Here is a 25,625-nt window from a genome sequence, read left to right as displayed (position 1 = left end):
CCACCGTCAGAAGAGGCGGTTGAGCCCGTTGAGCGCGGCCACCCGGTACGCCTCGGCCATGGTGGGGTAATTGAACGTGGTGTTGATGAAGTAGTCGATGGTGTTGCCCGGCCTCTCCTGCGCCATGATGGCCTGGCCGATGTGGATGATCTCCGAGGCGTTGTCCCCGAAGCAGTGGATGCCGAGGATCTCCCGCGTCTCGCGGTGGAAGAGCATCTTGAGCATCCCCACCGTGCGGCCCGTGATTTGCGCGCGCGCCAGGCTCTTGAAGAAGGCATGCCCCACCTCGTAGGGCACGCCGTCGCGCGTGAGCTCCTGCTCGGTGCGCCCCAGGCTGCTGATCTCCGGGCTGGTGTAGATGCCAGTGGGGATGTCCTTCACCAGCTTGATCTCCAGCCGCCCCTCGACGATGTGCGTGGCGGCGAAACGCCCCTGGTCGTACGAGGCGCTGGCCAACGAGGGGCTGCCCACCACGTCCCCCACCGCGTAGATGTGGGGCACGGCCGTCTGGTACGCGTCGTTGATGGGGATGTTGCCGCGCGAGTCCGTCTGGATGCCCAGCGCCTCGAGCCCCAGGTCCTGGGTGTTGCCCGTGCGCCCGTTGGCCCACAGGAAGAGGTCCGCCTTCAGCCGCTTGCCGCTCTTGAGGTGCAGCACCACCCCGTCATCGCGCGTCTCCACCTTTTCCATCTGCTCCTCGTGGCGGATGAGCACGCCCTGCTCGCGCAGGTGGTAGGAGAGGGCGTCGGAGATCTCATCGTCCAGGAAGGACAGCAGCCGCCCGCGCGTGTTGATGAGGTCCACCTTCACGCCCAGCATGCGGAACATGGAGGCGTACTCGCAGCCGATGACACCCGCGCCGTAGATGATCATCGTCAGCGGCGTCTCGCCCAGCGTGAGGATGGTGTCCGAGTCGAAGATGCGCGGGTGTTTGAAGTCCAGGTCCGGCGGGCGGTAGGGGCGCGAGCCCGTGGCCACCACGAAGGCCTTGGCGGACAGCAGCTCGCTGGCGCCACGGGGCTCGCTGACCTCGACGGTGGAGGCATCCAGGAAGCGCGCCTGGCCCACCACCAGCTCCACCCGGTTGCGCTCGTAGAAGGTGGTGCGCAGCCGCACCTGGCGTGACACCACGGACGAGGCCGTCCGCATCATGTCCTTGAACTTCCAGCTCTTGGCCAGCTCGATGCGCAGGTCCGGGTGGTCCACCTGCACGTCCACCAGGCGCTGGATGGCGTGACGCAGGGCCTTGGAGGGGATGGTGGCGGTATGGGTGCAGGCGCCACCCACCAGGGGGAGCCGCTCCACCATGCACACCCGCTTGCCGGACTTGGCGGCCTTCATGGCGGCGCCCTCGCCGCCCGGTCCCGAGCCAATCACCACGATGTCGAATTGCCGCACGCTCATGGCCGGATATTTCTCCAGCCCGGCGGACTTGCGAAGAAAACACCCGGAGGGACGCGGGAAGGGCCCGTCCCCCTGGCGGGTGGCCAACAGGCCACGAGCGGGCGGAGCGTTCCCGCCCCCACCCGCCCGTGCGTTACTCCCTTTTTACTGACGGACTACTGGCAATCGCGAGCCTCGAAGCCAGCGCCCGTGGTGGACTCGCTGGTGGTGCTCTGCTTCACCAGGCACTTGCTGGCCGGCACCGTCACCCGCGACTCGTTGACCGTCACCGACAGCTCACCCGACACCACCTGCAGTCCGCCGGGGAAGCCCGTCGACGTGTTGGCGGGCACCGGGCGCACACTCGGGGCATCGCCGCCGCTCAGCCGAACATTGAAGCTCGACGCGGAGTCGCCGGAGGACGCTCCGCCTTCCTCCTCCACGTACAGCGGCCCCATGTCGGTGAACACGGAGAGGTCGAACTCGGGCCGCGCACTCAGCACCGCCAGTCCATCCGCGCCCTTCTCGACGTGCAGATCGAAATGCCGGCCGGACAGCGCGTTGAGGTCCACGGTGACGAGCTTGTGCTCCCCCAGGGCCAGGTAGCTCTGCGCCTCGCCCAGGCCAATGTGCGCGAGGGTGAGCGCCTCACGGCCCTCCTGGGCCTCCATCTCGTACGACAGGCCGGACAGCGAGAGCACATACGGCTTGCCGGCGAACCTGGTCTCGGGGCCGCTGTACGGAACGCGAATCTCGGTGGTGCCCAGGTTCAGGGCGATGCGCGCATGGTTCGCCCCATCCTCCTGCCACACCTTCATCTCGGACAGGGGCGAGGCCTTCGCGCTGCTGAAGGCATACGCGCCCGCCGCCGCGTCCCACTCGACGCTCAGCGCATCCAGGATGGACGTCTGGAACTCCACATCCCGCGGTCCCGTGCTCGTCAGGGCCAGCTCCACGCGGCCCACCATCACCCGAGGCAGCTCCGTCTCGGGGCTCAACTGCGTCACCGTGTCCTTGACGCCACCCAGGTCGACAATCATGCCGACCCGCACGTCCGAGAAGGACAGGGAGAGGGGCTCGGCGCGATTGGGGCCAAAGAGCAGCTCCAGGTCCAGGCCGTCATCTCCCTTGTTGGTGGCGCGAATGCGCAGCTCGTACTTGTCCACCTCGGCCACACACGTGGGGGCCGCCGGCGCCGAGCCATCCGAGCACAGATCCTCGCCCGTGATGCGGAACGTGGTGGAGCTGCCCTTGGTCTCCTCCACGTTGGCCTCGATGAAGATGCGCTCACGCAGGTACTTCTCCACCAGCGCGGCCTGCGCCTGCGAGGTGGTCTCATCCGGAATGCTCGGCACCGGCAGCGGGGACTCCTCCGCCATGCGGGTGATGGACATGCCCTGGATGCCGCCACCCATGTTGCCGAAACCGCCGACGCTGGACGCCACGTCGGTCAGCAGCTCGAGCGCAGAGAAATTGCTCAGCGTCCGCATACTGGAGCCCAGGTTGCGGACCAGGTCGCCAGAGCGCTTCGCGGTCACCTCGGCCACGTCCTCCGGCTCGGGTGCTGGCGGCTGGCATCCCACGGCGCCCAGCGCGAGTGCCACGGTCCCAGCCACCCAGAAATTCATCTTCATTCAGTCGCCTCCTGCTACGGGTCAGGTCGCGCCTCCCGCAGCAATGAGCAGGCCAGAATCCAATCTCAAACATTTCGCGGGTTTCCACGCCCTGGGGCAGCGCCAGGAACTGCACACCCTGACGCCCGTGTCAGGCGAACCGTCAGCCCGGCAATTTTCCAGCCCCGCGCCACGCGCTGTCGTGAATTACCTCTCCGGTGCGGGCTTCTTCTTCCCTCCTTCACCGGTAGCCACCGCCACGGCCGAGGGGATCGTCTCCCGCATCCACTCCACGAACGCGCGCAACCGCGCCGGGTAGAACCGCGCATACGGGTAGAGCACGTACATTGGCAGGGGCGCGGCCTGCCAGCGCGGCACCAGGTGCAGGAGCCGGCCCCGCTGGATGTCCTCGTGGAGCACCCAGGCCGAGGCCACACAGACGCCGAGGCCGTTCACCGCGGCGTTGCGGATGGCGTAGAGGCTGTCCGTGCTCAGGCGCGGCTGGAAGCCGATGGGCTGGACCTCGCCAGTGTCCACGTGGGTCAGCGAGACCTCGTTGCGATAGAACGTGCGCAGCGACAACCAGGGCAGCCGGGCGAGCTCGTCGGGATGGGTGGGCATGGGCACGCCCGTCAACACGGACGGCGCGGCCACGACGATGCGCGGCACCTCGGCCACGCGGATGGCCACCACGCCCGGGTCATGCACCTCGCCGACGTGAATGGCACAGTCGATGCCGTCCGCGATGAAGTCCGCCACCCGGTCGTACAGCAGCCATTCGACCGACACCCGCGCGTGGCGATTCAGGAATTCCGTCAGCGGCCCCACCAGCAGCTGTTGTCCGAACGCGTGGGGAACCACGACACGCAGCCGGCCCTCCGGCTCGTCCCCCGCGCCGCGCAGGTCCGCCTCGAGCAGGTTCCAGCTGGCCAGCAACTCCTTCGCGCGCTCGTAACACCGCGCGCCGTCCTCGGTGAGCTTCATGGCATGGGTGGAGCGCTGGAGCAGCCGCAACCCCAATGCCCGCTCCAGCGCCTGCAACCGGCGGCTCACCGTCGGCTGCGTGGTGCCCATCTGCGCGGCGGCGGAGGACAGGCTGCCGGCGTCGACGATGCGGAGGAAGGTCTGCATCAGCTCGAGCCGGTCCGCCGTGGCCGACGCGGCGGGTGGGTTCCTCCTCATCGCGGAGGTACGCGGCCGGGGCGGCTTCGAGGGTGGGGGCATATACGCGGAGCGTATATCCACTGTGCGAGGCGGGCTACTACCGATGCGCTCCCCTCTGGCGCACAGTTGCCTCGTCTCGCAGCACAGGGGTGAGCACCATGTCCTTCATTCGCACCGTACATAGCACCGCTGGAAACGGCTCCGGGGCCTCCGCCGCGACGCCCCGTCCCTCGCGGCCCGCGACCACCGCTGTCAGCGAGGGGGGCAGCGAGCCCCTGCCGGCCAGCCTCACCCTGCTGCTGGCCACGGGCGCCGGGCTGTCGGTGGCGTCGCTCTATTACAGCCAGCCGATGCTGGGGGTGATCGGCACCAACATCGGCGCCTCCGACACCGCGGTGGGCCTCGTGCCCACGCTCACCCAGTTGGGCTACGCGCTGGGCATCCTGTTGCTGACGCCGCTCGGCGACCGCTTCGACCGGCGCCGCATCATCCTCATCAAGGCCGCCCTCTTGAGCGTGGCGCTGCTGCTGGGCGGCCTCGTCCCGGACATCCTTCCACTGCTGGCGGTGAGCTTCGCCGTGGGCCTGACGGCGACCCTGGCGCAGGACATCGTGCCGGCCGCCGCGACCCTGGCGCCCGAGAAGCAGCGCGGCAAGGTGGTGGGCACGGTGATGACCGGCCTGCTGCTCGGCATCCTGCTGTCTCGCGTCATCAGTGGCGTGGTCGCCGAGCACTTCGGCTGGCGCGCCATGTACATGCTCGCCGCCGCCAGCGTGGCCCTGATTGGCGTGGTGGCCTGGCGCGGCCTGCCCCGCTTCCGTCCGTCCAGTACGCTCACGTATGGCGCCCTGCTCGGCTCGCTCTCCAGCCTGTGGCGCACGCACGGCGCCCTGCGCCGGGCCGCGTTGGCCCAGGGCCTGCTCTCGGTGGGCTTCAGCGCGTTCTGGTCGACCCTCGCCGTGATGCTGCATGGCGCCCCGTTCCACCTGGGCAGCGCGGCCGCCGGTGCCTTCGGCCTGGCGGGTGCGGCCGGTGCCCTGGGTGCCCCCGTGGCGGGCCGCATCTCGGATCGCCTCGGCCCCGAGATCGTCACGCGCCTGGGCGCCGGACTGACCGCCCTCTCCTTCGCCACGATGCTCGCCTCACCGTGGCTCGCCCCGAACCACCGGCTGTGGCTCATCGCCGCCAGCGCGATCGGCTTCGACCTCGGCGTCCAGATGACCCTCGTGGCGCATCAGACGCTCGTCTTCGGCCTCGAGCCCTCCGCGCGCAGCCGGCTCAACGCCCTGCTGTTCACCGGCGTGTTCCTGGGCATGTCCCTGGGTGCGGCGAGCGGCAGCCTGCTGTTGGCCCGGTGGGGATGGGGCGCGGTGACGCTGCTGGCCATCGCCGCTTCCCTGGCGGCCCTGCTGGTCCGCTTGTGGCCGGGGGCTCGCACGGCCCGCTGATTCACGCACTCCCCGATAAACAACCGGGGACAACGCGAAGGAGCGGCGCTCCTCGAAACCCTGGACGGAACCGGCGATGTCATTCGGTGACCATCGCACACCGTCTCCCGAGCGGATGTTGTCTGTCATGAGAAGCCCCCATCTTCGGCACGGCGTGAGGCGTTTTGCTTCGCGCCCGAGGGGGGCTTTTCATGTACGGGAAGACCAGATGTCTATCATTGGCATTGCTGGCGCTCGGGCTCGTCCACTGTGGGCCGACAACGGACCCCGTGGAGGACGCGGTGCGCGGCGAGCAAGCGCACCCGCTCGAGGCGTGCGTTCCACCGGTCCGGGCCGGAGAGTTCCCGTCCCCGGGTGTGAGCCAGCTCACCGATGTGGACGGCACGCTCTTCTTCGTCGTGGGAAGAGAACTCTGGAAGAGCGACGCGACCCCGGGGGGCACGGTGATGATCCGGGAGTTCCCGCCGGGAGAGGGAATCCCGGACGAGCTGGTCGAGGCACATGGGCTGCTCTTCTTCGTGTTCGGACGCTCGCTGTGGCGCAGCGATGGCACGGCGGACGGAACGTTTCCGCTCGTCACCTCCGCCCTGCCTGGTGGAGATCCCGACCCCAGGCTCCTGCGCGAGTACCGGGGCAAGCTGCTCTTCCAGATGTATACCCCCGAGCACGGTAGGGAGTTGTGGTCCAGCGATGGCACCCCCTCGGGCACCCGGCTGCTCGCGGACCTCAATCCCGGGCCGGCCTCCAGCCTCATCAGCGACAGTGTCGTGACCGCCAGTGGCGACTTCGTCTTCGGGGCCCTCCTGGGCGAGGACGGCGAGGACGTCACGCTGCTGAAGCTGACGCCCACGAGGCGGCTGGAGGAGCTCTTCCGCACCCGGGCCAGCGAGACCAGCATCCAAAGCCTGACCGCGGTGGGAGACCGGCTGTTCTTCCGCATCGATCCCGGGGACCGGGGAGAGGCCTTCCTGTACACGAGCGATGGAACGCCGGGGGGCGCGTCGCTGGTGAAGTTCTTCGGCCGGGCCTCCACGCCCCGCTCGTTCACCGCGTACAAGGGCCGGCTCTTCTTCGTCGCCGAGCCGGAGGATGAAAGCAACGGCTTCTCCTCCATGGAGCTGTGGGTGAGCGATGGCACTCCCGCGGGCACCCACCTGTTCACGGACATCCGCCCGGGGATCGAGGGCTCGGTGCCCTCCGAGCTGACGGTGTTCGAGGACCTGCTCTACTTCTCCGCCGATGACGGGGTGCACGGGCGAGAGCCGTGGGTGACCGATGGAACGGTGGGCGGCACGCGGCTGGTGAAGGACATCCGGCCCGGCACTCCGGGCTCGAGCCCCCATGGCCTGCGCGTGGCGAACCGGAAGCTCTACTTCGTCGCGGATGACGGCGTGCGCGGCGCCGAGCCCTGGAAGGTCTACCAGGACAGGGTTCGCCTCGTGGCGGACATCGTCCCCGGCGCGGAGGGCTCGCACCCCACGCCGCTGGGGTTCGACCCCGAGCGGGATGACGTGTTCTTCCGCTCGGCCGGGTACGTCTTCTTCGCGACGGGGGCGGACGCCACCACCCTGTGGGCCATGAAGACGGGCTCCTACTGCCCCGTGCCGTGAGTCTCGCTCCACCTCGAGGCGGATGGCTCCGGCGAGGATGGTGATGCGGCACGGCAACTCGCCGGGCACCTCGCCATCCATCTCCGCTGCCGCGCCCTGCCAGGACGCGGAGCGCGGAGGGACCTCCCCGGTGGGAATCGAAGCGCGGTATCCTCGGAGACCGTGAGGATCAACCGCGGTGACGTGTTCTGGATCGCCCCCGATGACTCGCGAGGGCCTGCCCCGAGCTACTCCCATCCCCACGTGGTGGTCCAGGACGACGTCTTCAACCACTCGCGCATCACCACCGTGGTCGTCTGCGCCCTGACGTCCAACCTGCACAGGGCCAGCGAGCCGGGCAACGTCCTGCTCGAGCCAGGCGAGGGCAACCTTCCCAAGCAGAGCGTCGTCGTCGTGTCGCAGATCTCCTCGGTCGACAAGTCCCGCCTGGGTGAACGCATCGGCTCGCTGTCCGATGCACGGGTGGAGCAGATCCTCTCCGGCCTGCGCTTCCAGCAGGCGTCGTTCTTCCACCGGTAGCGCCCTCCGTCTCCCGGTGTGCTCCAGCCGACACAAATCATGGAAACCGCCCTACCATGAAATTCATGCTTTATGAGAAGATGCGACTCCGCCTCGACGTACCAGGAGCCGCATCATGTCTGTCCCCCCCCAAGCGGAAGTTCCCCCGCGCCACCGAAGAACCCCCGGCTGGATTGGCCTGGGCTGGGTGGCCGTGCTGTCGGTGGTGGCGTGGCACCACATCCCCAGGGCCCACGCCAATCACACCCACACGGGCGGAACCCAGCTGCACATCGCCACGATTCACGGCAACAACGGGACGAGCACCAGCCCGGGAGATCAGGACGAGCAATATTGCGTCCAGTCGCGCACCGCGAGCATCGACGGCACGCGGATGGCCAACTTCATCGAGGAAACGCTCGTCAAGCTGAGCACCATCTGGGACGGCACCGCCAACTGGCGCGTCGACCTGTGGCGCGCCTCGAAGTTCTGCTTCGACTACGACTCGGCCACGCGCGCCACCATCGAGTACGAGTACCACATCAAGGACGACTGGTACGAGGTCTCGCTCTGCGGCGGCTATTACAGCTGCGTGGTGTTCGATAACGCCGTCTATGACGGGTACCACACCCATTACAAGTGGGGGTATTCCTATCTCCAGACGGAGCACGTCAACGGCTACGACACCCGCGCGCGCAAGTTCATCAACCACGAGACGGGCCACATCCTCGGCCTCAAGGATCCGGACTACTACGGACACTGCCTGAACAGCGTCATGCACAACGACCTGTACTCGAGCATGGGTTGCACCGACCCGGTCTGGTACCCGACGGCCAATGACAAGAACTCGGTCACGCGGATCGCGGACCGCGCCAACACGTGGTGAGAGGAATGCAAGCCATGAAAAAGTTCGCACGGCGGGAAGTGGCACACGTGGTGGCCATGGTGGGCATGCTGGTCCTCGGAGTCCGGTGCGCGGGAATGGAGGAGGTGGAGTCCGAGCACCCCCACCTGATGCTCGACAACGCGTTGCTGGTGGCCGAGCGCACCGGCCTGCAGGTCTGCGTGGAGCTGGCACCAACCCTGAAGGAGCGGAGCGGGGAGCTGCTGGGCGCCCTCAAGGCGGACCTGGCCTCGCTCAGGGAGCGTCATCCGCTCTGGGAGAAGTCGGGCTTCGGCCAGGCGCCGGTGCGCGTGCAACTCGGATGTCCCGGGGCGGCGATGCCCTCGGAGCGGATGGAGCGCAAGGGGGCGCTGGTGGGCCCCGGGGTGAGCGAGCGCCCCAGCCCCTTCCGCACCTTCCTCTACGTGCTGGATGACGCGCGGGCCCAGGCGGTGCTCGGCAAGGAGGAGCCAATCCGCGCCCGCGCCGAGCTGATGAAGGTGGAGGACCACGTCCTGGCGGAGGTGTCCACGGCGCTCGTCATTCGCGCCTCGGACCTCGGGACACCCTCCTTCCAGGAGACGTGGCTGCCCACGGGCGTGGGCCTGCCGCCGCTGCGCGAGCCCGCCGCGGCTCCTTCCGCGGACTTCATGCCGAAGGTCTCGGGCGGGAGCGGCCTGGAGCAGTAGGCTAGACGGAGATGGCGTTGTAGACACCGCGAAGAACTTCCAGACGGCTCCTCACGGTCTTGGGTTTGGTGAGCTGTCTGGCCCTGACGATGATGGAAATCTCGGCATCGTCGGCACGGCAGTCATCATCACACTCGTGATCCTCGGCATGCTCGTCGTGCCGTTTCTGCTCGTAGAGCACGCTGTTATCGTAGGCTTGAGCGAGCACCATATAGCCCCGGGTGCGCCTGTCGGCATCCGCGGAGAAGATGTCCTCAACGGCATCTCTTGCTGCCTGATTCGTGAGCTCCGCCGTGTTCCTTCTTCTCTTGTCGGCTTGAAGGTCCAGGAACAAGCCGTTGCCCGTTCTGTTGGCCCAGGACTCGGCGCGCGTCACGCTGCCAGAATGGTTCATGCACAGCATGAAGGAGTGCCCGTCCATCTGGGCCGTGCACTTGAAATGCAGAAGATAGAGCTTGTTGGCATCCGCCAGCAGTTGCTGTGCGAGCACACGGGCCTGTTCTCGCAGGACGGGGCCCTTTCCTCCTGCCTGATAGGTGCGGTGTTTCCGGCCCACGATGTTGAGCATGCCCGCCGCCGTGCCATGACAGACGGCCAGGAAGCCCGCTTCGTTCCGATCGAGAGAGGTCGCCTTCCCCATCCCGACGATGTCCCGGCTTTGTTCGGGCACCCGCTCCAGGGGATTCTCGATGTTCGCACGCTTGCTGGAATTCCACCCCTCATCCCCGACGTGGGCGGAGTCGCCGGCGTTGTTGATGATCAATTGTGCTCGTCCCGCGACCTTTTTCGAGTGCAACCGTTCGGGATTCTTGGACAGCTCATCCACGACGATGTCGATGGCCCGCTCTCCAGCCCAATCGGCCTTGGTGGAGAGCTGATCGAGCTTGTCGATCGTCCCCGTCGTCCTGCAGTGGTTCTGCAGCGCGATCGCCGCCGTCTTCAGGCGTTGAACCTGGGCCTTGTTGGCGGTGATCATCTGGATATTCAGCAAGGCGTCGATCTCCGTGACCTTCGCCTTGAAGTTGAACAGGGTGGTGTCTGGATCCTCGAGGGCGTCCGCGCAGTCAGCACAGATGTCGATGAGGCTCTGGCCAAGGGCCCTGGCGGCGATGCGGTTGTAGATCTTGCTTCCCCCAAAACACAATATCTTGGAGGTTTCCGGAGGGAGGGCATCTTTTGAGGCGCGCAGCTCAATCAAGCACGCTTGAAACTCCCGAAGAGTTGCCATCACGGTCCCTTTCGTTCGTCGTGGGTACACCCCTGTCAGCGGTCGACTAGAAGCCAGGGCCCCTTGGGGTGTCAAGCCGCCCCCCCCAAGGGGCTGGATGTCACTTCAGGGGCAGGGACACATAGGACGGGCTGCTCGACGTCGAGGAGAACTTCACCGTGGAGAAGGCCGGCGCCTTGTCCGCGTAGAGCGGATCCACGGTGTCGATGACGAGCGAGAGGCGATGGCCATTGGGAACGTCATAGGCCGTCGCCGGGAAGTCCACGTCCAGGACTCGAGGCTGGCCGGCCACGGCGTCCCGGAGCGTGACCGCGACGTGCGTGACGAGGCTCCCCGTCCCCGACCAATCCGTATCGAAGAGGTAGGCGATGACCGTCGTCTGCCCGGAGCTGCCCGGCGTGACGTTCAGGCGCAGGTGCGGGGCCCCGCGCACGCGCCGCGGGCTCGTCAGCCATTCCGACTGCCAGACGGCCGCGTTCGCGCGGTCCACCGCCGGAATCCACGCCGTGGGCGGCTCACCCGTGATGGCCTCCACGCCGTTCGTCAGCAGCACCACGCCTCCGTTGGCGACGGTGTCATCGCCCGCGAAGATCGTCGAGCTCCAGCCCGCCTGCGCGCCCGCCGCGAGGTCCCCCTCGTTGCTCCACCAGTGCACGTCGCTCAGGTTGTAGCGCGCGGTGCTCGTCGAGACGGCGCTCCACGACGGGAATGACTCGTAGGAGCCCTGGCCCCGGATCTGGAGCTGGATGGGGTTCTCCGAGGCGATGCCCGTGCTCACTCCGCGCAGATACTCGTCGAACCAGCGGCGCGTGCTCGTCCAGGCGTCATTGGGAATGCCGAGGATGCCGGTCAGCTCGGGGATGGCGTGGTCCCCCGGGCGGAGCTCGAGCCGCCTCGGCCCCGACAGCCGGGTGAAGAAGTCGGAGAGCTGGTTCGGCCCGAAGAAGGTGTCGCCGTAGGCGTTGGCCAGGAGGATGGCGGGACGGTTCGCGTTGATGCGCTCCAGGTACGTCGCGGCGCTGCGCACCTGCGAGTAGGCGATGACCCCCTCCAGGTTCTGGTTGGCGAAGAAGTCCGAGAGGGCCTGCCGCAGCTCCGCCGAGGGCTTCCCGGTGAGCTCCGCCGAGAGCCACAGCAGCCCGGCGCTCTGCAGATGGCGCGTCTGGTTCCCGAACAACGAGTACGTCAGATCCGTCCAGCAGCTCAACGCGGCCACCGCGCGGATGCGCGAGTCGAAGGCCGCGCCAATCAACGAGATGCCCGCGCCATAGGAGACACCCGCCGCGCCGATGCGCGATGGATCCGCGGGTGTATTGGCCAGCGTCCAGTTGATGACATCGGTCACGTCACCGATGTCCTTGGGGCCCGCCGTGTCGATGGCGCCCCCCGACGTGTAGAAGCCTCGCGGGGTGTACGAGACCACGACGTACCCGGCCTCGGCGAACTGCTGCGCCTGCGCGATGTACTCGATGCTGGGCAGTGACCAACTGGTGATGAAAATGATTGCCGGATACCGCCCCGGCGTCTCCGGCGTGAAGACATTGCCCTTCAGGGTCACGCCATCACGCGTGGTGATGTCGATGACTCGGAAGGACGGGGCCGCGGACGCGGGGCCAGCGACGACACACAGCGACAACACCGCGGATACTGCGATTGCACGTAGCCAGGACAAAACGCACCTCCAGCAGGGGGTAGTGTCCCAGCATGATATTCAATGAAAACCGCTAATGCCAACAATAAGCTGCAATTCAGGTGTGTCAGTTCATCTTTACCGCGGGGGCGCACAGCCGCGAGCTCAGCGCGGCCACGGGGGTCTCCCATTGGTGCTCGTACCAGACGTCCAGGAAGAGCTTGGACGCGCGGCCCCGTTGGTACGCGGCCTTCAGCCGCCGCAGGTACGCGGACAGCCCGAAACCCGGCTTCCGCTCCTTGAGTTGGCTCAACGTGCCGAACGCCAGGATGAGCTTCGCGCTCTGGATTCCCAGGTTGCCCAGGGCGTACGCCTGCAGCTCCATCTCGCCCACCACGTCCGTGCCGTAGCCCGTCAGCAGGTGCAACACGTCATGCGTCTCGCGGTAGCGCTTGCCGATGAAGTCGACGTCGTTCTTGAGCTCGAGCGTCGTCTTGAAGGGAGAGATCTTGTTGTCGCGGAAGTAGCGCGCGAATTCATGGCCGAGCGTTCCCTCGGGCAGGAGGTCCAACGCGGCCAGGTCCAGATCATCGCCCTGCAGGGAGGGGCGCTCGGACAGCATGCGGCGCCCCTCCTCGCTGCCCTGGAGCCTCTGGACGAGCAAGGCGTAGACGTTGAGGTCCAGGCAGATGTTGATCAACTGGCCGCAGGTGGGATTCCCCGGGTCGTCCTTGAGCACCTCCAGACACTGGAGCGCCACCTTCAGGCGGGTGAACAGGGAGGCGTTGTCGGGCAGCGCCAGGGTGTTGGGGTCGACCATGGGAATCACTCCTATTGCGACAACAAGCCACTCATCTGATTGAGGATGAACCGTGCCGCGCGCTGGGGGTGCAGTCGATAGATGGCATCCATGAGCCTGGCGTCGTTTCCCACCAGGACGCGGTATTGGTTGCTCTCGATGCCGTCGAGGACGATCCGCGCGGCCTTGTCAGCGGAGAGGATCTTGACCGGCGGGGCCTCCGCGCCCGTCATCTTCAGGGTATTCATCACCCCCGAGTTCTCCGCGATGTTCGTGCCCATGGCTCCCGGGAACACCACCGTGACCCGTACGTTCGTCCCCTGCAGCTCCGAGCTCAGACCTTCCGTCATCAGCTTCACTGCCGCCTTGGAGGCGCCGTAGATGGTCTGTCCCGGCACGGGCAGGAAGCCGCCCATGCTGGAGATGTTCGTGATGTGCGCCTCCGGGCGCGCGAGCAGGTGCGGCAGGAACGCCTTCGTCATGTAGAGCGTTCCGAACAGGTTGACGTTCATCACCCGGTCGATGGCCGCGTAGTCGAGGTCCTTCAACTTGACGAAGGGTTGAATCACGCCCGCGTTGTTGATGATGCCGTCCACCGCCCCGAAGCGGGAGATGACTTGCTCCGGGAGCGCCTCCACCTGGGCCCGGTCCGCGATGTTCACGGCGTAGGTGGCCAGGTTGGCGCTGTTCATCCCCGCCAGCTTGACGGTCTCCTCGAGGGTGGGCGCGTTGATGTCCACCGCGGCGACGCTCGCGCCCCTCTTCAGCAGCGCGAGGACGAGCTCCCGGCCCAGGCCGCTTCCGCCGCCGGTCACGACGACGATCTTCTTCTGGAGCTTCATGGCTGTGTCTTCCCCGAGACGGGAGCCGACGCGGGAACGAACCGGTAGAGGGCGCTCTCCATATCGGACGACAGATAGATGGTCCCCGACTGGCCCACGGCGACCCCCGTGGGGATGTACCCGGGCGGGAAGCCCCCGGTCTCGGGCAGCCCGATGCGCAAGCCGCTCGCGATGACCGTGGAGCGTCCCGTGGCCGGCTCGATGCGCACCAGCCGCTTGCGGCCCACCTCGGCGACGATCAATCCGCCGTCGGGATGCCGGGCAATGCCCTCCGGCGCCTTCAGCCCCTTGGCCACCGGGGTCCGGGCTCCATCCGAGAGACGCACCCGGGTCACCTGCCCCGAGCGCACCTCCGTGACGTACACCCCCGGCTCCTTCGCCTCCGTGTCGGCCACGAGCCCCACCGGCCCCTTCAGGCCCTCGGTCAGCACCGTGGTCCCCGCGGCCTCGGTGGCATCCACCCGGACGAGCCTGCCCGTGTTGCCCTCGGCGAGCAGCAGCGTGCCATCGGGGAGCTCGATGGCGCCCTGGAGGCCATTCTTGTTGGGAATGTTCCGCAGCATCTTTCCGGAGTCCCGCTCCAGCACCTGCACGCCGCTCATGTCGCCCAGATAGCTGGTGCTCAACACCACGTGCTTCGGGCCCACGCTCACCTGCATCGGGAAGTTCAGATGAGAGGAGAGGACACGCGTCGTCTGGGAGATCTTCCCATCACGCCCTCCCACCCGGCGAAAGGCATACACATCCGCCACGTACACGTTCTCGTCCGGATCATCCGGCGCGACGGCGATGCCCGAGGGCACGCTCAAGCGCGCCTCGACGAGCTTCCGGATGGAGCCATCCGCGGGATTGACCACGTGGATGTCGTTGTCCACCATGTTGGACACGTACACCATGTTGTCGGGGCCAACGGTCAGGTTGTCGAGCCCCGTGGGCAGCTGCGCGACGACCGACTTCTCTCCCGTGGCCACCCGGACCCGGACCAGCTGGCCCAGCGCCGCGTCCGCCACGAAGAGGTTCTCGCGGCTCGAATCGAAGTTGGTGGCGACCGGCATCCCGAAGCCTTCCGCCACGGTCTCGATGGTCCCCGTATCCACGTTGATGCGGGCAATCTGCCGCTTCATCAGGAGCGGACCGTACAACTTGTCGTCCGGACCGAACTCGAAGCCATTGAGGAAGCCATGCCCGGAGAGGACCTGCCGCCGAGGCTTCTTCCCGCTCGGATCCACCTCCCACAACACATCCGCGCCCCGGCCGAGCTGGGTAACGTAGAACCTGCCATCGCCGCGGAAGGCCAGCGAGTTGAGGCCCGGCAGATCCTTGGCGATGACGCGCACCTTTCCATCCGGCGTGCGCCGCATCAACTGGCCGGAGAAGAAGCCGGTCCAGTAGATGGAGCCATCCGGGCCCAGCGCCACATCATCCGCGCCGCCCTGCGGAGGCCCCACCACGGTGCTCACCGCACCGTTGCTCAAGTCGATGGAGTGGACCGTCTGGCCAAGCAGATTGCTGGCCAGCAGGTGCCCCTTGCCATCGAGCGCCAGCCCATGGACGCCCTGGAAGGGAGAGGCGGCCACCACCACCTCCTGCTTGTAAGCAGATGGAGGGGCGGAGAGCGACTGGCCGCTCGCCAGCAGCAACGTGGCCGCCAGCGTCTTGGAGAAGAATCGCGTCATCACGGGTTGCCGCCTCCCCGGGTGAGCTCCAGGCCCGAGAGCTCACCGGACTTGCGCCAGTTCTCCAGGATGTCGATGAACCCCAACGTGCCGCCCGCGAAACCCGCGCTGCGAATCATGCGCGGGTGAGGCTGCTGGCCCTCGTTGTTGATGTAGCCGGGCGTGCATTCGGCACCGCCGAAAGCGATGCCCACCTTCTGGAGACTGGCGAGGATGGTTCCCCACCACTGCTGCTGCGCCTCCTCCGTCGGTTCAAGCACCTCGACGCCCCGCTTCAGGGACTCCTCGACGAGGTAGGCGGCGTGCCGCGCCAGCTCCCCGAGGACGTGGACGAAGTTGATCGCCCAGCTGCTCTGGGTGAGACCGATCATCAGGAGGTTCGGATAGCCGCGGCTGGTCACGCCGTGGAGCGTCGACGGGCCCTCGGCCCAGGCGTCGCTCAAGGACCTGCCGCCGCGCCCGCGGATGTCGAAGCCCAGCTTGCGGGTGTAGTCGCCCGTGACCTCGAAGCCCGAGGCGTAGACGAGGCAGTCCACCTCGTACTCCTTGCCATTCACCACCACGCCGGTGGGGGTGATGCGCTCCACGCCCTTGCCGTCCGTATCCACGAGCTGGACGTTGGGGCGGTTGAACGCGTCCAGGTATTCGTCATGGAAGCAGGGCCGCTTGCACAGCGGATCGTAGTAGGGCTTGAGCGCCTCGGCCGCCACCGGATCCTTGACGATGGAGGCCACCCGCGCGCGGATCTCCTCCATCTTGCGGAAGTTGGACAGCTGGTGGATCTCCGCCGCCTCCTCGGCGCTCCTGGCGCGGCGCATCTCGGAAGCATCGAAGAGCGAGGTCCACCCGTCCCGCACCAGGTCCACGTCCTGCTCGAGCCCGGAGACGAGCGCGGTGAAGTTGCGGATGCGCTCCGCCTGCCAGCCGGGCTTGAGCGACTTCGCCCAGGCCTCATCGGTCGGCTGGTTGCCCCGCACACCGATGCTCGAGGGCGTGCGCTGGAAGACATACAACTGCTTCGCCGAGGCACCGAGCTGGGGGACCACCTGGACCGCCGTCGCGCCCGTCCCGATGATGCCCACGCGCTTGTCCGCCAGCCGGTTCATTCCACCCGTGGGCCCTCCGCCGGTATAGGCATAGTCCCACCGGCTCGTGTGGAAGCTGTGGCCCTTGAAGGTCTCGATGCCCGGGATGCCGGGCAGCTTCGCCTTGTGCATGATGCCACCGGCGATGATCACGAACCGCGCCGCGAGCTTGTCTCCCCGGCTGCTCGTGACATTCCAGCGCCGGGAGTTCTCGTCCCAGTCCATCTGCTCGACCTGGGTCTGGAACAGCGCCGCCTTGTAGAGATCGAACTGCCGGCCGATCCGCTGGCAGTGGGCGAAGATCTCCGGCGCCTTGGCGTACTTCTCCTTGGGGATGTAGCCGGTCTCCTCGAGCAGCGGCATGTAGATGTAGGACTCCACGTCGCAGGCGGCGCCCGGATAGCGGTTCCAGTACCAGGTGCCACCGAAGTCGCCGCCCTTCTCGATGATGCGGAAGGAGTGGACGCCGGCCTGGCGCAACCGCACCGCCGCCAACATGCCGCCAAAGCCACCACCGACAATCAGCGCGTCGATCTGCTCGGTCAACGCCGGACGGGTGAAGCCAGGCTCGACGTACGGGTCCTTGTCGAAGTCCGCGTAGAGGCCGCTGAGGTCGCGGTACTGAGCGTTGCCGTCAGCGCGCAGCCGCTTCTCACGCTCCTGCCGGTACTTCTCCCTCAGTGCTTCCGGAGAGAACGAGAGCTCATCCTTCTTCGACGCAATCATCCGCACACGTCCTTTCAACCCAACAGCCGCGACGCATGTACACGGCCGTGTACATCCTGGACATAACTCATTTGATGTCCTAGGTAAACGACCGTGTACATATCCGACCCCTCAGAAACCAAGAGGCCGGCGCGCCAGCGGGATGCCGAGCGCACACGCGCCGCGATCCTCGCCGCCGCACGAACCCTGTTCTCCACGCGGGGTTATGCCCACACCGGCGTGCGCGAGGTGGCGGACCTGGCGGGGGTGAACTCCGCGCTCGTCGGCCGCTACTTCGGCTCGAAACTGGGCCTGTTCCGGGCGACGTTGGAGGAGCTCGACATCACCCCGATGTTCCAACTGGAGCGGCACCGCTTCGGCGTGACCATGGTGGCGGTCTTCTTCGACTCACCGGACGCACCGGGCCCGCTGGCGATGATGCTCCTGTCGGCGGCGGACCCCGAGGCGCACGCGGCGAGCGTCGAGTTCCTCCACAAGAAGGTGCTCATCCCGCTGGCCCGGTGGCTGGGCCCCCCGGATGGCGAGGGCCGTGCGGCGAAGCTCAGCATCCTCTGGAACGGATTCCTCACCAGTTGGAAGCTGCTGCCACTTCCGGCGCTCACCGGGGCGCGCCTCGCCTCCGTCCGCCGCTGGCTGGAGGCCGAGACCCAGGCGATCGTCGACGAAGGCAAGGCCTGAGCCCGAGTTCCGCCCGGGCGAGCGGAACGAGGGCCCTCACTTCAGCAACGGCGCCAGCGCGGGCCAGACGTGGTCGCGCAGCTTGGACTGCACGGCCGCGACGGGGTGGATGTTGTCCGCCTGGAAGGAGGAGCGGTCCATGGCGATGGGCTCCAGCAGGAACGGGAGCAGGGCCACCTGGTGCGCCTCGGCCACGGTGCGGAAGTTGGCCGTGAAGCCTTCCGTGTAGGCCTTCCCCAGGTTGGGCGGCATGCGCATGCCCACCAGCAACACCCGGGCACCCGCCGCCTTGGCCGCGCCCACCATCTTCTCCAGGTTGGCCCGGGTCTGCTTGAGCGGCAGGCCCCGCAGTCCGTCGTTGCCGCCCAGGGCGATGACCACCACCGCGGGCTTGTTGCGCGCGAGCTCTCCCTCGATTCGCGAGGCGCCTCCCGCGGTGGTCTCACCACTGACGCTGGCGTTCACCACCCGCCATCCAGGCGTCTCCTTGCTCATCCGCTCGGCCGTCAGCGCCACCCAACCCTCCTCCGGCGCGAGCCCATAAGCGGCGGACAGCGAGTCCCCCATCACCAGCACCGTCCGCGCGGGCCCGGCCTCCGCGGCCCCCGCGCCCAGCGTGGCCAACCCCACGGCCAGTGTCACCACCAGGCAACCGAGCACACCAGCGGTCCGGGTGCGCTCCCTCATGTATCCTTGGCTCATCGCTGCAACTCCTCCGGGCCGCCGTTACAAGCCTGCTCTACGAGCAGACCCTCGCCTGACGAAGAACCCAAATATGCCCCACGACCTCGCCATGCACACCAAAGTCCAGCCCGACCCCCAGCGGTTGGCCCTCCAGGTGTCGGAACTGGGCAAACGCGTATCCCTGCCGTCTGGAGCCCTCACCATCCTCGACGGAGTGGGCTTCTCCATCTCCCATGGCGACACCGTGGCCATCGTCGGGGCCTCCGGCTCGGGAAAGAGCACCCTGCTGTCGCTGATGGCCGGACTGGACACGCCCAGCTCCGGAAGCGTGCTGCTGGACGGCGAGCCGCTGTCCGCCCTGGACGAGGACGGCCGTGCCCGCGTGCGCGGCGAGAAGGTGGGTTTCGTCTTCCAGAGCTTCCAGTTGCTGCCCTCGCTGACGGCGCTGGAGAACGTGATGCTGCCGCTCGAGCTGCGCGGAGACGCGGACGTGGAGACGCCCGCCCGGGCCATCCTCGCCAAGGTGGGGCTGGGGGAGCGGCTGGGCCACTACCCGCGCCAGCTGTCCGGCGGAGAGCAGCAGCGCGTCGCCCTGGCGCGCGCCTTCGTCACCCGGCCGGCCGTGCTCTTCGCCGACGAGCCCACCGGCAACCTCGACACCCGCACCGGCCAGGCCATCGTCGAGCTGCTGTTCTCCCTCAACGCGGAGACCGGCACCACCCTGGTGCTCGTCACCCATGACGAGCACCTCGCGGCGCGCTGCGGGCGGCGGCTGCGGCTCGACGGGGGCCGCCTGGTCACCGGGGAGCGGCAGGCGTCATGAGGCTGCTCAAGATGGCCTGGCGCCAGCTGCGCCGTGACTTCGCCGCTGGCGAGCTCCGCATCCTCCTCGGCGCCCTGGTGCTCGCCGTGTTGGCCGTGACGGCCATCGGCTTCGTCACCGACCGCGCCGAGCGCGCGCTCGCCCTCGAGGCCAACCGGCTGCTCGGCGGTGATGCGGTGGTGCTCGGAGACACGCCCCTCGACGGGGTGGTGCGCGAGGCGGCACGGGCGCCCGGGCTGCGAAGCACCGAGACGCAGGAGATGCCCAGCATGATCCGCGTCGGCGACGCGGATGATGAGCGGCTCAAGTTCGGAGAGCTCCGGGCCCTGGGAGAGGGCTTTCCCCTGCGGGGCCGCTTCCGTGTGGTGGACACGGTGGACGGCCCCGAGCGCGACGCCCCGGGCGTTCCCGAGCGAGGCACCGTGTGGCTGAGCCGCGCGGGCGCGGACGCGCTGGACGCGAAGCTGGGGGACATGATTGCCATTGGCGAGTCGCAGCTGCGGCTCTCCGCGCTGGTGGTGCAGGAGCCGGACGCGGCGATCGACTACTTCAACATCGCGCCCCGGGTGTTCCTCAACCTCGCCGACCTGCCCGCGACGGGGCTCGTGCAGGAGGGCAGCCGGCTGCGCTACCGCCTGGTGGTCGCCGGAGAGCCGGACGCGGTGGAGGGCTTCATCCGCACCGCGCGCGAGGGGCTCGCGCGTGGCCAGCGCCTGGAGACGGTGAAGGACGCGCGTCCGGAGATGCGCTCCGCGCTCGACCGGGCCGATCGCTTCTTGAGCCTGGCGGCGTTGGTGTCGGTGGTGCTGGCGGCGGTGGCCGTGGCCATGGCGGCGCGTCGGCACAGCGCGCGGCACCTGTCGAGCACCGCGGTGATGCGGTGTCTGGGCGCGAGCCAGCGCACGCTGGTGGCCACCCACGGTGGCGAGTTGCTCCTCCTCGGGCTCATCGCGAGCACCATCGGCGTCGTGCTCGCATTCTTCATGCAGTGGCTGGTGGGTAACTGGCTCTCCGGGGCGCTGAAGATGAACATCCCGGCGGCCGGCTGGGTGCCCGCGGTGCAGGGGTATGGCGTGGGCCTGGTGGTGCTGCTGACCTTCGGCGCACCGCCCATCCTCGCGCTGCGCCGGGTGCCCGCCCTGCGCGTGCTGCGGAGGGACCTCGACCGCACCGAGCCGAGCTCCTGGCTGGTGGGGCTCGCGGGCGTGGCGGGACTGGCCGCGCTGCTGTGGTGGAAGGCCGGCTCGGCGAAGCTGGGGGCGACGATGCTCCTCGGCATCATCGCCACGCTGGGGGTGCTGGCCGCCCTGGCGTGGGGGCTCATCTCCGTCGTGCGGCGGCTGCGCTCGCGGCTGCGCGGGAGCCTGCGCTACGGACTGGCCAATGTGAGCCGGCGCGCGGCCACCAGCGTCGCGCAGGTGACGGCGCTCGGCCTGGGGCTGATGGCGCTGCTGCTGCTCACCTTCGTGCGCACCGACCTGCTGGACCGCTGGCAGGTGGCGCTCGCCAAGGAGGCCCCCAACCGCTTCATCGTCAACGTGCAGGAGGATCAGCAGGAGCCGATGCGTGCCTTCATGGCCGAGCGGGGATTGCCCGCGCCAGACCTCTTCCCCATGGTGCGCGGCCGGCTGGTGGCGCACAACGGCGAGCCGGTGAAGGCCGCGCCCGCCGAGGGAGAGCCTCGCTCCGAGGAGGAGCGCCGTGGGCAGCGGCGGAGGGACCGCGAATACAACCTCTCCAGCGCCGCCACGCTTCGCGAGGACAACCGCGTCACCGCGGGCACGTTCTGGGGCCAGCAGCGCCCGGAGAAGCCGGAGCTCTCCGTGGAGGAGGGCTTCGCCTCCTCGATGGGCTGGAAGCTCGGAGACCGCGTGGCCTTCGACATCGCGGGCCAGCGGCTCGAGGCCACCGTCACCAGTCTGCGCAAGGTGGAGTGGGAGAGCTTCCGGCCGAACTTCATCGTGCTGGTGTCTCCGGGCGCACTCGCGGGCTACGCGGCCAGCTACATCACCGCGATGCACGTCCCCCCCGAGCGCACGCGCTTCACCTCGGAGCTGGTGGCCCGCTTCCCCAACCTCTCGGTGGTGGATGTGGATGCACTGCTCAAGCAGGCGCGCAGCACCGCGGACCAGGTCTCCACCGTGGTGGAGGTAGTGTTCTACTTCTCGCTGCTCGCGGGCCTGCTGGTGCTGATGGCCGCGGTCAATGCCAGTCAGGACGAGCGCTTGCTGGAAGGTGGCGTGATGCGAGTGCTGGGAGGCAGCCGCCGGCAGTTGCGGCTCGCACAGGCCTCGGAGTTCGCGGCCATTGGCCTGCTGTCGGGCCTCACCGCGGCGGCCGCCGCCTCCCTCCTGGCGGGGGTCATCGCCACGCAGGTGTTTGGACTGCCATGGCAGGCGGACTGGCGGCTGGTGGGAGTGGGTGGCGGGCTGGGCGTGCTGGCGGCGGTGAGCGCGGGCATGTTCGCCACCCGCCGGGTGCTGGACGCGCCCCCCTCGGTGACGCTGCGGGAGGTGCAGGGCTGAGCGGAGGGAGCGGCGGGAATCGGAGCCGCTACTCCAACTCCCTCTTGATGCGCTCCAGTACCGTGTTGGGACGGCCCATGAAGGCATCCAGCAGACGTTTTTCGACACCGTGCGGCTCCCAGACAGTGGCTGGCTCGAGCTCAATACATTCTTTTGGGGTCGCCTCTCTCGAATTGCCGAGGCTATCGAAAATCCAACAGCGACGGAGTGGTCCTACTTCCATCCTGAATTGAACAACGGGTTGAGTCAGACGTTCTTCAATCTCTCTCCACCCAATGGGTTCCCATGATTTCGGATGTGGAGAGCGGACAACAATCCTGAAAAGGATGGGCTTGGATGCGATCCCATCCAGATCCGCGTCCGGCTCAGTAGTCCTGTGATTATAGAAAGCATCGAACGGCAATTCGAGAACTCTTCCATAACCGAAGGAGCCGTCTGGGAGGGGAATTCTCAAAAATGAACCTGGTTTGTGCGTTGGCCGCATGTCCTAGTACCCCGTGTAACGGTGAAGTTCGCCCCAACGAATCGTGGCGGCATCGTGAAACCTTCTGCCCCTCAGGTTGTCTTTTGCCACGGCGCGCAGGATGTTCTCGGTTCGATGGGGTTTGCCAGTATCGGACTGGGCGCCTCCACTGAAATCTATCAGTTGCTGCTCTCTTCCGCGAATCCGCCAGTATGCTGGGTCATCATATCTCTGTTCGTAGTCGATGGCGGCCCCAATGTCGAACACATCAAGTTGTGCATCATTGAATGAAACACCGCTCGGATCTTTGTTCTCGTCAACGTGATGATTCATGTCACGGAGCTTGATGGCCAACTGAGCCTGGAGGTCAAGAGGCAGGCTGAGGTCAATGACCGTGCTGGTCCGCCCGGAGTAGTAAAGGTTGGTTGCCTCATTGAGCTTCCTGTAGGTCGCATAGAGACGGCCGCGTTTCTTTTTGCTTTCTCTGGCGGATTCCGCATCTGGCCGGCTACTGGGAAGAAAGCGGGGAGAAGACACCAACTCAGATTGGGGCGTGGGCGCGCTTGTCTCTACTGACACCGTGCCATCAGGCTCCTGGTGAATGAGGACCTCTATCTCGATGGTGCTCGGAGTTGCAGCGCCCCTTGGGGAATACCGGCCTTGAACCCATCCAGGAACATCTCCGAAGTGCGTGCCGTAGAACTTGTCCGCGATGTCGATGGGGGTCTGCTCACCGTCCACAACCGCTTTGACGGTGAAGCAAAGCAGCAGAACACTGCCCGCGGCCGCGACGACCGCGCCGCCCGTGACCAGGGCTTCTCCTGCCGCAGCGCCAGTGCCTGCTCCTGCCGCGGTCGTGCCACCTTGTGGCACCGGGCGGAGCATGCCGCGGGGCACCCCATCTCCTGCGCCTCCGCCAGGAAGCCCTCGCAGCGGTGATGGGGAATGGGGAAGTGGAGCCCTCGGCGAACCCGCTCCCGGCGCAGGCGCTGCGGCAGATGCTCCACCTTGTTCTGCCTGCGCCAGGTCGCTGCCCGGGGCGTAGACGCAGTACCTTGCTTGTCCAGTGGCCGGGAGAACGCTCCGGGGAACGCTGCCGCACCCCACAAGCAACATGCATGTCAGCAGAACCATCCCTCTTGGCACCCAGCGCCTCCTGGCATGAGCTTCTGCTCACGAAGAACCCCACGCGGGATTACATGGAGGCCGTGCGGCTGAGTCAACCAAGGGACAACGAACGCAAGGGCCGGAGCGGCTGGCACGACCTACGCCACACCTACGGCAGTCACCTCGCCATGGGGTGCTCGACCCGCCCCTGCACCCACATGCGACATACGTGCAACACAGGTAGGGGCAGCTACCAACCATCCGTCATCACGGCGTAAAGCAGTGGAAGCGGCGGGAATCGAAGCCGCCGCCCTTGACAGTGCCCCATCTCTCCCATGCGCATCGGGCATGGAAGACATACAGAGAATGCGCGTGGGCAGGGACGAGCGGATGTGCTCCAGATAGCCCATGCGCTCGTTCTCCCGGCTTCTCCTCTCCAGTTGCCTGTTGTTGCTCACCCACTGCGCCCACTCGAACGGGCCCGCCCTGGCCAAGGGACCCGCCCCCGTGGTCCAGACCGGCCGGGGACCCGTGCGGGGCCTCGCCTATGAAGATGGCACCGCCACCTTCCTCGGCATCCCCTTCGCCCAGCCCCCCACGGGCGAGCGCCGCTGGCGCGCTCCCGAGCCCGCCGAGGCCTGGAGCACCCCGCGCGAGGCCTCGCACTTCGGCGTCCGCTGCCCCCAGGTGGACATGCGCAACGGCAAGCCCGTCGAGGCCACCAGCGAGGACTGCCTCACCCTCAACGTGTGGACACCCGCGCTCCAGCCCCAGAAGCCCGCGCCGGTGATGGTCTACATCCACGGCGGCGGCTTCACCCTCGGCTCGACCCAGGATGAGCTGTACGACGGCTCGGCACTGGCCCGCGCGGGCGTGGTGGTGGTGACCATGAACTACCGGCTGGGCGCGCTGGGCTTCCTCGCCCACCCCGCGCTCGGCGCCGGAGCGCCCGAAGGGTCCTCCGGCAACTACGGCCTCATGGACCAGCGGCTCGCGCTCGAATGGGTGCGCGACAACATCTCCGCCTTCGGAGGAGACCCCACCCAGGTCACGCTCTTCGGCGAGTCCGCGGGCGCTATTTCCGCGTGCCTGCAGATGGTCTCGCCCGCGGCCCACGGTCTCTTCCACCGCCTCATCGCCGAGAGCGGCACCTGCTACCTGGGCACCACGCCCCTGAAGGATCCGGGCACGCCCGGCCAGGAGGACAGCGCCGAGGAGCGCGGAATGCGCTTCGCCCGCGAGGTGGGCTGCACCGAGGGTGACATCGCCGCGTGCCTGCGCACCCGGACGCCCGAGCAACTGCTCGCCGTGAGTGGGGCCGCACTCGATTTGATCAAGCCACGGGTGGGCTTCGGGCCGGTGGTGGATGGAAACGTCATCCCCGCGGCGCCGCGCCAGCTCCTCGCGGAGGGCAAGTACGCGAAGGTGCCCTTGATGCTGGGTACCAACCGGGACGAGGGCACGATCTTCACCCTCCAGGCGAAGATCGACACGCCCGAGCAGTACGAGGCCGCGGTGAACGTGCGCGTGCCCGGCAAGGCCGAGCCCCTGCTGCGCGCCTATCCGGCGAAGGACTTCACCTCGCCCAAGGCGGCCTTCAGCCGGCTGCTCGGCGACGGGATGTTCGTGTGCCCCACCCGGCGGCTCGCGCGCACGCTGACGGAGCAAGGGCAGCCCGTGCATGCCTATTTCTTCACCTACGAGCCCAGGAAGCCCCTGGGCAGCGTCTTCGGTGGGATGCTGAAGCTGGGCGCGTACCACTCCGCCGAGCTGCCCTTCGTCTTCGGCTTGAGCCGGGGCCGGTTCGCCCTGGACTCCGACGCCGAGCGGGAGCTGTCCAGGAAGCTCATCGGCTACTGGACCCGTTTCGCCACCCAGGGAAACCCGAATGGCGAGGGCGCGGTGCAGTGGCCCGCGTATACCCGGGACGGGGAGCAGTACCTCGAGATCAACATGGAGCTCGGGCAGGGCTCGAACCTGAACGCCCAGCGCTGCGACGTGCTGGACTCGCTCGGACTCTGAGCGGCGCGGCGGGTCGCCAGTCTTCACAAAGCCGCTGGCACCACCGCAC

At 67.5% G+C, this 25,625-nt stretch carries 21 protein-coding genes; 9 read left to right on the top strand and 12 right to left on the bottom strand.

Annotated features, from left to right (window positions below; genetic code table 11):
• Nucleotides 1-6: 6 nt before the first annotated feature.
• The 3 genes from sthA to Q664_RS32615 form a co-directional block, all read right to left on the bottom strand.
• Nucleotides 7-1,404: a Si-specific NAD(P)(+) transhydrogenase gene (gene sthA, locus Q664_RS32625; protein ID WP_043404317.1), complete on the bottom strand. Its 1,398-nt coding sequence runs from the start codon at nt 1,402-1,404 to the stop codon at nt 7-9.
• 155 nt (nt 1,405-1,559) lie between these two features.
• Entirely contained in the window at nt 1,560-3,017 is a 1,458-nt protein-coding gene (locus tag Q664_RS32620; RefSeq protein ID WP_052518953.1) for a hypothetical protein, read from the bottom strand.
• Between the two features lie 186 nt (nt 3,018-3,203).
• A complete protein-coding gene (locus Q664_RS32615) occupies nt 3,204-4,178 on the bottom strand; it encodes a LysR family transcriptional regulator (RefSeq protein ID WP_043404314.1) in 975 nt (324 codons plus the stop codon).
• A gap of 140 nt (nt 4,179-4,318) precedes the next feature.
• On the opposite strand from Q664_RS32615, the gene Q664_RS32610 reads away from it, so the two are divergent.
• From Q664_RS32610 to Q664_RS32590, 5 genes are all read left to right on the top strand, one after another.
• A complete protein-coding gene (locus tag Q664_RS32610) occupies nt 4,319-5,608 on the top strand; it encodes an MFS transporter (protein ID WP_043404312.1) in 1,290 nt (429 codons plus the stop codon).
• Nucleotides 5,609-5,799: 191 nt separating this feature from the next.
• A complete protein-coding gene (locus Q664_RS32605; protein ID WP_084610512.1) occupies nt 5,800-7,218 on the top strand; it encodes an ELWxxDGT repeat protein in 1,419 nt (472 codons plus the stop codon).
• Between the two features lie 162 nt (nt 7,219-7,380).
• Nucleotides 7,381-7,737: a type II toxin-antitoxin system PemK/MazF family toxin gene (locus Q664_RS32600; RefSeq protein WP_043404308.1), complete on the top strand. Its 357-nt coding sequence runs from the start codon at nt 7,381-7,383 to the stop codon at nt 7,735-7,737.
• Nucleotides 7,738-7,852: 115 nt separating this feature from the next.
• Nucleotides 7,853-8,602 carry a zinc metalloprotease gene (locus Q664_RS32595; protein ID WP_052518951.1) on the top strand — a complete coding sequence of 250 codons (750 nt, stop codon included), beginning with the start codon at nt 7,853-7,855 and terminating at the stop codon, nt 8,600-8,602.
• A 14-nt stretch (nt 8,603-8,616) separates the two neighbouring features.
• Nucleotides 8,617-9,288: a hypothetical protein gene (locus Q664_RS32590; protein WP_052518950.1), complete on the top strand. Its 672-nt coding sequence runs from the start codon at nt 8,617-8,619 to the stop codon at nt 9,286-9,288.
• Between the two features lies 1 nt (nt 9,289).
• Here the strand turns inward: Q664_RS32590 and Q664_RS32585 are convergent, their stop codons facing one another.
• From Q664_RS32585 to Q664_RS32560, 6 genes are all read right to left on the bottom strand, one after another.
• Nucleotides 9,290-10,486 carry a hypothetical protein gene (locus tag Q664_RS32585; RefSeq protein ID WP_152622464.1) on the bottom strand — a complete coding sequence of 399 codons (1,197 nt, stop codon included), beginning with the start codon at nt 10,484-10,486 and terminating at the stop codon, nt 9,290-9,292.
• A 130-nt stretch (nt 10,487-10,616) separates the two neighbouring features.
• The gene (locus tag Q664_RS32580; protein WP_043404299.1) at nt 10,617-12,188 is read right to left on the bottom strand and encodes a CocE/NonD family hydrolase; all 1,572 of its coding nucleotides are present in this window, start codon (nt 12,186-12,188) and stop codon (nt 10,617-10,619) included.
• Between the two features lie 85 nt (nt 12,189-12,273).
• Complete coding sequence (locus tag Q664_RS52965) at nt 12,274-12,966, bottom strand: Coq4 family protein (RefSeq protein ID WP_052518948.1); 693 nt, start codon at nt 12,964-12,966, stop codon at nt 12,274-12,276.
• 11 nt (nt 12,967-12,977) lie between these two features.
• Complete coding sequence (locus Q664_RS32570) at nt 12,978-13,787, bottom strand: SDR family NAD(P)-dependent oxidoreductase (RefSeq protein WP_043404295.1); 810 nt, start codon at nt 13,785-13,787, stop codon at nt 12,978-12,980.
• Nucleotides 13,784-15,463, bottom strand: coding sequence for an NHL repeat-containing protein (locus Q664_RS32565; protein WP_043404292.1), 1,680 nt, complete (start codon nt 15,461-15,463; stop codon nt 13,784-13,786). Before Q664_RS32565 ends, Q664_RS32570 begins: the two co-directional genes overlap by 4 nt.
• The gene (locus Q664_RS32560) at nt 15,463-17,274 is read right to left on the bottom strand and encodes a flavin-containing monooxygenase (protein ID WP_200883796.1); all 1,812 of its coding nucleotides are present in this window, start codon (nt 17,272-17,274) and stop codon (nt 15,463-15,465) included. Before Q664_RS32560 ends, Q664_RS32565 begins: the two co-directional genes overlap by 1 nt.
• A 93-nt stretch (nt 17,275-17,367) precedes the next feature.
• On the opposite strand from Q664_RS32560, the gene Q664_RS32555 reads away from it, so the two are divergent.
• On the top strand, nt 17,368-17,952 hold the full coding sequence (locus Q664_RS32555) for a TetR/AcrR family transcriptional regulator (protein ID WP_084610511.1): 585 nt from the start codon (nt 17,368-17,370) through the stop codon (nt 17,950-17,952).
• A 36-nt stretch (nt 17,953-17,988) separates the two neighbouring features.
• Here the strand turns inward: Q664_RS32555 and Q664_RS32550 are convergent, their stop codons facing one another.
• Nucleotides 17,989-18,654 (bottom strand): arylesterase, encoded by a 666-nt coding sequence (locus Q664_RS32550; protein ID WP_084610510.1) that lies wholly within the window; start codon nt 18,652-18,654, stop codon nt 17,989-17,991.
• A gap of 91 nt (nt 18,655-18,745) precedes the next feature.
• On the opposite strand from Q664_RS32550, the gene Q664_RS32545 reads away from it, so the two are divergent.
• Both Q664_RS32545 and Q664_RS32540 read left to right on the top strand, forming a co-directional pair.
• A complete protein-coding gene (locus Q664_RS32545; protein ID WP_043404460.1) occupies nt 18,746-19,459 on the top strand; it encodes an ABC transporter ATP-binding protein in 714 nt (237 codons plus the stop codon).
• Nucleotides 19,456-21,984, top strand: coding sequence for an ABC transporter permease (locus tag Q664_RS32540; RefSeq protein WP_043404288.1), 2,529 nt, complete (start codon nt 19,456-19,458; stop codon nt 21,982-21,984). Before Q664_RS32545 ends, Q664_RS32540 begins: the two co-directional genes overlap by 4 nt.
• Nucleotides 21,985-22,012: 28 nt before the next feature.
• Here Q664_RS32540 and Q664_RS55350 read toward each other — a convergent pair whose 3' ends face one another.
• Nucleotides 22,013-22,468 carry an Imm26 family immunity protein gene (locus Q664_RS55350; RefSeq protein WP_075207569.1) on the bottom strand — a complete coding sequence of 152 codons (456 nt, stop codon included), beginning with the start codon at nt 22,466-22,468 and terminating at the stop codon, nt 22,013-22,015.
• Nucleotides 22,469-22,471: 3 nt separating this feature from the next.
• On the bottom strand, nt 22,472-23,344 hold the full coding sequence (locus tag Q664_RS58190) for a hypothetical protein (RefSeq protein WP_152622463.1): 873 nt from the start codon (nt 23,342-23,344) through the stop codon (nt 22,472-22,474).
• 618 nt (nt 23,345-23,962) lie between these two features.
• Here Q664_RS58190 and Q664_RS32535 point away from each other — a divergent pair.
• Nucleotides 23,963-25,576, top strand: a complete 1,614-nt coding sequence (locus Q664_RS32535; RefSeq protein ID WP_043404285.1) for a carboxylesterase/lipase family protein — start codon at nt 23,963-23,965, stop codon at nt 25,574-25,576.
• The last annotated feature ends 49 nt before the right edge of the window (nt 25,577-25,625 follow it).

The organism is Archangium violaceum Cb vi76, assembly GCF_000733295.1.
In the GTDB taxonomy this organism is placed as follows: Bacteria; Myxococcota; Myxococcia; order Myxococcales; family Myxococcaceae; genus Archangium; species Archangium violaceum.
Note: the sequence above shows the minus strand (reverse complement) of the source record. Positions and strands in the feature narration are given on the sequence as shown.